Origin of the sequence: Streptococcus pseudopneumoniae (genome assembly GCF_001076775.1) — a bacterium.
In the GTDB taxonomy this organism is placed as follows: domain Bacteria; phylum Bacillota; class Bacilli; order Lactobacillales; family Streptococcaceae; genus Streptococcus; species Streptococcus pseudopneumoniae_G.
Genome location: NZ_JVGV01000025.1, coordinates 1 through 6765 on the forward strand (window position 1 = coordinate 1; position 6765 = coordinate 6765).

The following is a 6765-nucleotide window of genomic DNA, read 5'->3' on the forward strand; positions in this document are numbered from 1 at the left end:
CAACCAGGCGAAGTATCCGGAACAGTGATCGTTCGTTACCCAGATGGCACAAGCGAAGAAGTTGAAGTGAAGCTGACTGTCCGTCAAATAAATGCTAAAGGCACTCCAGAAACACAACCAGAAGCACCAGACTTCACAGGAGGTGTAAACGCACCGGATGCACCAATAAGTGAAGTGCCAGAATACACAGACCCAATTGGATCGACTGGTGTAGATGGAAATGGAAACCTCATCATACCACCAAGTGTAGATATTCCTGAGTTTATGGGTGGAACAAGTACACCGGATGCACCAACTCATGAGTTCTCAGAGTTTAATGGGAACATTGCTATAAATGGTGAACTTCCAGAACCAGCTCAATTACCAAAAGTTAAACTGATTATTACTAAATGGGTTGATGAAAACGGTAATGAGTTGAAACCAGCAGATGCGAAAACTCCTAAAGTATTAGGTGAGGAAAATGAAGCATTTGAACATGGTGAAATCGAAGGTTATGAATTTGTAAGAACTGAAGTAGATGAAAATGGAGAAGTAGTTACACATATCTTTAGAAAAGTTGCCTCTTCAGGAGTAACTCAAACAAATGATAATGTGAAACCTGAACAGACTCCAGATGCTCTTCATGTTCCTACAAATGAAACACATGCTCAACCAGAAAAAGATGAAGTGAAACAGAAAGAAACTCAAACAACCTTGCCGAAAACTGGTACGGCAAATAGTTTAGGACTCTTATCTGTAGCAACAAGTTCAATTCTTTTTGGATTAGGCTTCTTCATTTTAAGTAAAAAAGAAGACGAAGAATGATCTTTGACGGAGTTAATGAATACAAGAATGTAAAATATATTCGGTGAATAGAAATATCCCCTAACGGTCAGTAATTGTTAGGGGATGTTGTATTATTAATTTTATTGTATTTCTTTCTCAACTACATAAGCTCCGAAAACTAAAAAGTGATAACCTCTTGATTTTTAAAAGGATTATATATGTAAAAATTGAGGATTTATCTCTTAAAAGAACTTGATTTCAGTGATAATTTACCATAAATATCATAATGTAGAAAAACCAGATCTTAAGATATAAGCTCGTAAAGCTAGCCAGTTCTCAAAACGTTAAGAACCAGCTACAATACAGCATTTACAACACTTCATGGTTCACACCATGGGGTGTTTTTTTGATGATTTTTAGTAAAATTCACACCATTACTTTTTAAGATTGCGATAAGCAATCTCTCCAACAGCCATTGGAATGACATTTGAAGTGTTGACATAAGTCTTAGTTACTTCTTTATCACTGTGAGTTAAAGCTTCTGAAATAGCTTCGAGTGAGAGTCCTGCTTGTTTTGCAAGTGTCGTTCCTGTATGTTGCAGTTTATGAGGTGTAACATGTGCTAGTTCTTTATATCGCTTTCTGATATTTTTCATTTTATTGTTTAGATAGTCAGCATGTAAAGGCTTGTTGATGTTTCCTTTTGTGTCGATATATGTAAAAACAAATTGTTCTGGATTACTGATGATGCCAAACTTTGCTAGTTCATATCTTTGTTGTTTTTTCCAAGAGGAAAGAACCTGAAGTAAGTCATTAGAAAAAGAGAAAATAGGATAGAATAAACTCTATTTCAGGAGAAAATGAAGCAAATATTTCCATAATAAAACGCATATGATCAAGGTTGTTCAGTAAAAGCTTGATAGTATACGTTTTATCCTAGAAATATTTACTGGATTTTCTTTTCAAACTGACTTTTTAAGAAGTTGCCTTATCAACAATTTTAAAGAAATTTTTGGAGCTATGTTGGACTGAAAGATATTGTGCTGATGATAATCTAAAAAATTATCATTTAACTTATCTTTGGAAAAACTGTAGAATTTCAAAAATTACTACAAATCTTGAATTTTACTTATCATTTCAATGATTTAAATTGCTTACATTTTATTTTGATATGTTTTACGGTAATCTCCAGGAGAAAGTCCAGTCCTTTGTTTAAAAATTTTAGTAAAGTAAGAATAATTATCATACCCTACTTGACAAGATACCTGTGATATCGAGATATTTGTTTGGGATAGGAGAGATTTAGCAGCATTAATGCGCTTATCCGTTATGTATTTAACAAGAGTTTCTCCAGTTTCTTTTTTAAAAATTCTAGCTAAATGATCTGCACTGAGATAAACCATATCTGCTAATATAGAACGATTTATATCTTCATAGTAGTGATGATCTATGTATTCGACGATGCGTTGAATACTATTTTTCTGGTTTTCAATGTTTGTTGCAAATTTCTTAGCATGTGACCAGTAATAATCAAAGTAATCCTGAAATGATTCAATTGAATGAAAGCGTCGTTGGAATAAGAAATCATGAGTGCTATTTTGGAATAATTTATGTGCTGAAATTCCATTTTGATCTAGATATATTCCTATTTGTTGAGTCCAATCTAGTAAAATTTGTTGTAGCGTGAAAGTAGGGATTTGAGAATTATAGACGAGTGAATTAATTTTTTCTCTTAATTCATATTCGCTTAAGCTATCTAAAAACGTAATTGAAAGAGTTTCTGTTTTGAAAGAAGTTGGGAAACTATGTGGAACACATATAATAGTATTCCAATAAGAGACATACTGTTCATTATAAGTGTAGAGTTCTTTGGTATGAAATAAAACATCGGATATTTTATGGCAACTCTTATATATAATGTTTGAGTATTTACTAAAGTTATTAGAAATTTGAGAATGAATCTCATATGCCAATTTGTCACTACGTTTGGATGAGTCTACTCTAAAGAGACAAACATATTGATCAACCTGGCTTTCCATCTTGAACAAACTTATCAGCTTATAAGAAGGTTGTGAAATTCTTTGAAGTTCTCTTTTTAGTTGAGAAGTCCATGATGGAGTTTCTGCAGAATAATCTTCTTCATTAAGATTGATTGTTAAAACTGCAAGAAAAAAATACTGGTGTTTTTGAAGAATAAAATCTTGTTTGCTTGCTATTATTTCTAGCTCATCAATGCGAGAAATTTGAGGTTTTCTAAGGTAATCATACCAGAAATTATCTTCTATTTGTAAAAGCGAATCATTTTTTCCATTTAAGTTATGATTCTCAATTTTACTAATGGCTTTTTGAATAATAAATTCTAATTTTTCAAAGTTAATGGGTTTTAGATAGTATTCGAAGCTTTGCAATTCAATTGCTTTTTGAGCATAGTTGAAGTCGGCGTAATTGGTTAAAAAAATTGTTTTTATATCATATTTTTCATTTCTAATCCAAGATAAGAGTTCGAGGCCGCTGCCTTGAGGCATTTCTATATCGCTTATCATAAGATCAATAGGATGCTCTCTAATAATATTTTGAGCTTGAGTGAGGCTATAGGCAACATAAACAATGTCAATGTGTAGTTTATCCCAATTTATTTTCTCTCGTAAAGCCTCAATGATAAAGCGATCGTCATCAACTAATAAAATGTTCATTATAACCTCCGTCTATAATCTTGTATGGAATGAGTAAAAGAATTTTAGCTCCACCTTCTTCATTATTTTCAAATGCAATACTATAGTCATTAGGATAGAGAAGATTTAAACGTTCGATGGTGTTTGTGATCCCAATATGATGTCCATCTTCTGTTATTAGAGACTGTTTCTGATTTAGTTTTGATAAAATTTCTTCAGAGAAACCTGGACCATTATCCTCGATACAAATCTGAATATAATCTGAGTTCTCAGTTTTTACTTTTTTTATCGATAGCAAAATTGTAAATAAATTCTGAAATGAAAAACCGTGTTTGATTGTGTTTTCAATAAATGTTTGTAAAAGTAATGATGGGACAAGAGTATTTTGTAAATCAGAATTGTAGTCTAGTGAAAAGTAGATGCTATTTCCATATCGAATTCGTTGTATTTCTAAATAATCTTTAATATGCTGAACTTCATCTTTAAGTTCTGAAAAATCTTGATTAGCCATAAATAAATGACGGAGATAATTTGAAGTTAGGATAGTTAATTCTTCAATTTCCTTATAGTTTTTTGTTTGAAGCATACTATGAATCATTGATAACATATTTAAGTAGAAATGCGGACGGATTTGGTTCTTTAGATAATTAAGTTCTATCTTCTTAAGTTCTAGTTGTGAATGGTATTCTCGTATTTTTAATTCTTGCATATCAAATATTACTTTATTAAGTTTATCATTTGCCTTATCAATTTCTAGTATACCTTCAGATATAAAAAATTCAGAAGGGGGGATGGAGTCCCCAAGTTGAGAGAGTCGCTCAGTGAGTCTTGTTATTGGTTTAATCATCCATTGACGAATATACAGGATAATGATGATTGATAAAATGGTGATAATGATAGGAACAGCTGATAAAAATACTTCTAAGAGTGTGATATTTCTAAAGACTTCGGCATAATCGACTAAAACATAAATATCGAAAGGTAAATGCGTTTTTTCATTTTGGGCATGAATTAGGTAATTAGAGGACGGTATATTGTTAGGCTCTTTTAGGGAGAGTTTACCATTATTACCAATATTAAGTTTATTGAGAGGTTTTAGGATATCTTCTGAAGATATGACGGCATAAATGATTTTTCCTTCGTAATGAACAGATTTAACTAAGTATTCGCTGTTTTTAGTAGTTACATTTTTCCACTTACGGTCACTTATATCGCTACTTAGTGATTTTAGATATGTTTTTAACAGTAAATAATCTTCATATGGAATATAAAGATTGGAGACATTTATAAAATGATCAGTACTATCGGTTTCTAATAAGAATGTCATATGAGTTTCATTTTGATATTCAAACTCTGTAAAGCTAGTTTGAACTTTTTTAAGATTTTCTTGATACTCAAGAAACGTTTGTACATGATTTAATTTCTCTAAAGATTCATTATGCGTTATTGTTGAATACATAAACCTCTCTGCAGAATGTAATTTTTCATTAACAGAGTCAGCATAAATTTCAATTGAACTACGTAAGTGTACTATATTTTGGTTTTTAATAAAATTTCTGGTTATGTTACTCATAGCAATATTGATTAAAATATTTATCAATAGTAGTACAAGTAGGAGTTTAAAGAAAAAATGAATAGAATGTTTTTTTGATAACTCGCGATTTAATTTCATATACTAGCCTCGTATTTAAATTATATCACTTTGAAAATACGATATCATGTACAAAACAGATATGTTTTATCGAGATGTCGGAAAAGTAATAGTTCTTAGAAATGATAAACTGAAAAATTGATAAACCTAGTCCAAAAAGTTATATTAAGGGAATTCTATACGGTGTAAAATAATCGTAGAAAATCAGATAGGAGGAAAAAAATGAAAGTAGTATCTCAACTTCATAAAATAAAATTAAAGCATAGTATTCCGTTGTACTGACCCCAAAAAGTTAGACAATTAATTTATCCGAAGGATTTAGTTCTGTATTGCACAGGACTGAGTCCTTTTAGTTTTACCTTAATTCGTTTATTGTTGTAGTAATCAATATAGTCTACAATGGCTTGTTCCAATTGGTTGAGCGACTCAAATGACTTCTCATAACCATAAAACATCTCCGATTTCAGAATACCAAAGAAAGATTCCATCATGCCGTTGTCTGGGCTGTTACCTTTACGTGACATGGATGCTTGAATTCCCTTACCCTCTAGAAACTGATGATAAGAATCGTGTTGATATTGCCAGCCTTGGTCACTATGGAGAATCGTATTCTCGTAGCGCTTCTCTGTGAATGCTTGTTCCAACATTGTTTTTACTTGTTCTAAGTTGGGTGAAGTTGAAAGATTATAGGCGATAATTTCGCTATTAAAGCCATCTAAAACTGGTGATAAGTAAAGCTTTTGAGCGCTTGCTGGAATGGCAAATTCTGTCACGTCCGTATAACACTTTTCCATTGGTTTAGCTGCTTCAAATTGGCGTTGAATAAGGTTGTCTGCTTTCTTGCCAACATCTCCTTTATGAGAAGAATACTTGCGTTTCTTGCGGATTCTAGCTTGTAAATTGAGCACTTTCATCAAGCGTTGAACTCTTTTATGATTGACCACATAACCACGATTTCTTAATTCTAAATGGATTCGACGATAGCCGTAATTTCCTTTTTGTTCGGTAAAAATAGCTTGAATTTCAGCTTTAAGCTTTTGATCCTTATCTGGTTTGTCTAGCTGTTTCAAATGATAGTAGTAGGTCGAACGAGCGAGTTTAATGGTTTTTAGAAGAATATCTAACGAAAAATCAGTGATTAATTCTTGAACAATTTCTGTCTTTCTTCTTTCTCTTTTTCCTCCTTCAAGCGGAGTTCTCTCAACTTTTTTAGGACAGCATTCTCCGCTCTCAGATACTCGTTTTCTGCTTGAAGTCGTTCTAACTCTGTCATCTCTTCGGGTTTCTTCTTTGGTTTACGTCCCATTTTAGGTACTCTCCCTCTTGTTTTCTCAACAATAGTATACCCGTTTTTCTTGTATTGTGCCATCCAATTTGGAAGCATACCACGATTTGGGAGAGCATATTCGAGAGAAACTCTATCTTGAGACCAGTTTTCATGTAGGACTTTATCAATCATTTCTTGTTTTAATTCAGGAGAATAGTAACGATTTTTTTCTTTTTTGACGAACTCTATTCCATAACGATCAATCAATTTAATCATGTACCTAATATTAGAATTGTTTATCCCAAATTTATTTGAAAGCTTCTCTAAGCTATATCCTTGTTTTCTAAGTTCATAGATCTGAACTTTATCATCATAAGTTAATTTCATAATAAAAACACCCCAAAAGTTAG

General features: G+C 32.1%; 4 protein-coding genes and 1 pseudogene. 1 reads left to right on the plus strand and 4 read right to left on the minus strand.

The window, feature by feature from the left end; translation table 11 throughout:
• On the plus strand, window positions 1–804 hold an 804-nt coding region (locus ADJ60_RS10790), incomplete at its 5' end, for an SIALI-17 repeat-containing surface protein (RefSeq protein ID WP_160313206.1).
• A gap of 395 nt (window positions 805–1199) precedes the next feature.
• Here the strand turns inward: ADJ60_RS10790 and ADJ60_RS11165 are convergent.
• From ADJ60_RS11165 to ADJ60_RS11170, 4 genes and pseudogenes are all read right to left on the minus strand, one after another.
• Window positions 1200–1565: pseudogene (locus ADJ60_RS11165) on the minus strand (tyrosine-type recombinase/integrase); the annotation flags it as partial.
• Window positions 1566–1919: 354 nt separating this feature from the next.
• The gene (locus tag ADJ60_RS07610; RefSeq protein WP_049544446.1) at window positions 1920–3458 is read right to left on the minus strand and encodes a response regulator transcription factor; all 1539 of its coding nucleotides are present in this window, start codon (window positions 3456–3458) and stop codon (window positions 1920–1922) included.
• Window positions 3439–5109 (minus strand): sensor histidine kinase, encoded by a 1671-nt coding sequence (locus ADJ60_RS07615; protein ID WP_049544448.1) that lies wholly within the window; start codon window positions 5107–5109, stop codon window positions 3439–3441. Before ADJ60_RS07615 ends, ADJ60_RS07610 begins: the two co-directional genes overlap by 20 nt.
• A 284-nt stretch (window positions 5110–5393) precedes the next feature.
• A protein-coding gene (locus ADJ60_RS11170) for an IS3 family transposase (protein ID WP_152907437.1) occupies window positions 5394–6742 on the minus strand; the annotation gives its coding sequence in 2 pieces (ribosomal slippage) (window positions 5394–6301 and window positions 6301–6742; 1350 coding nt in all).
• Between the last annotated feature and the right edge of the window lie 23 nt (window positions 6743–6765).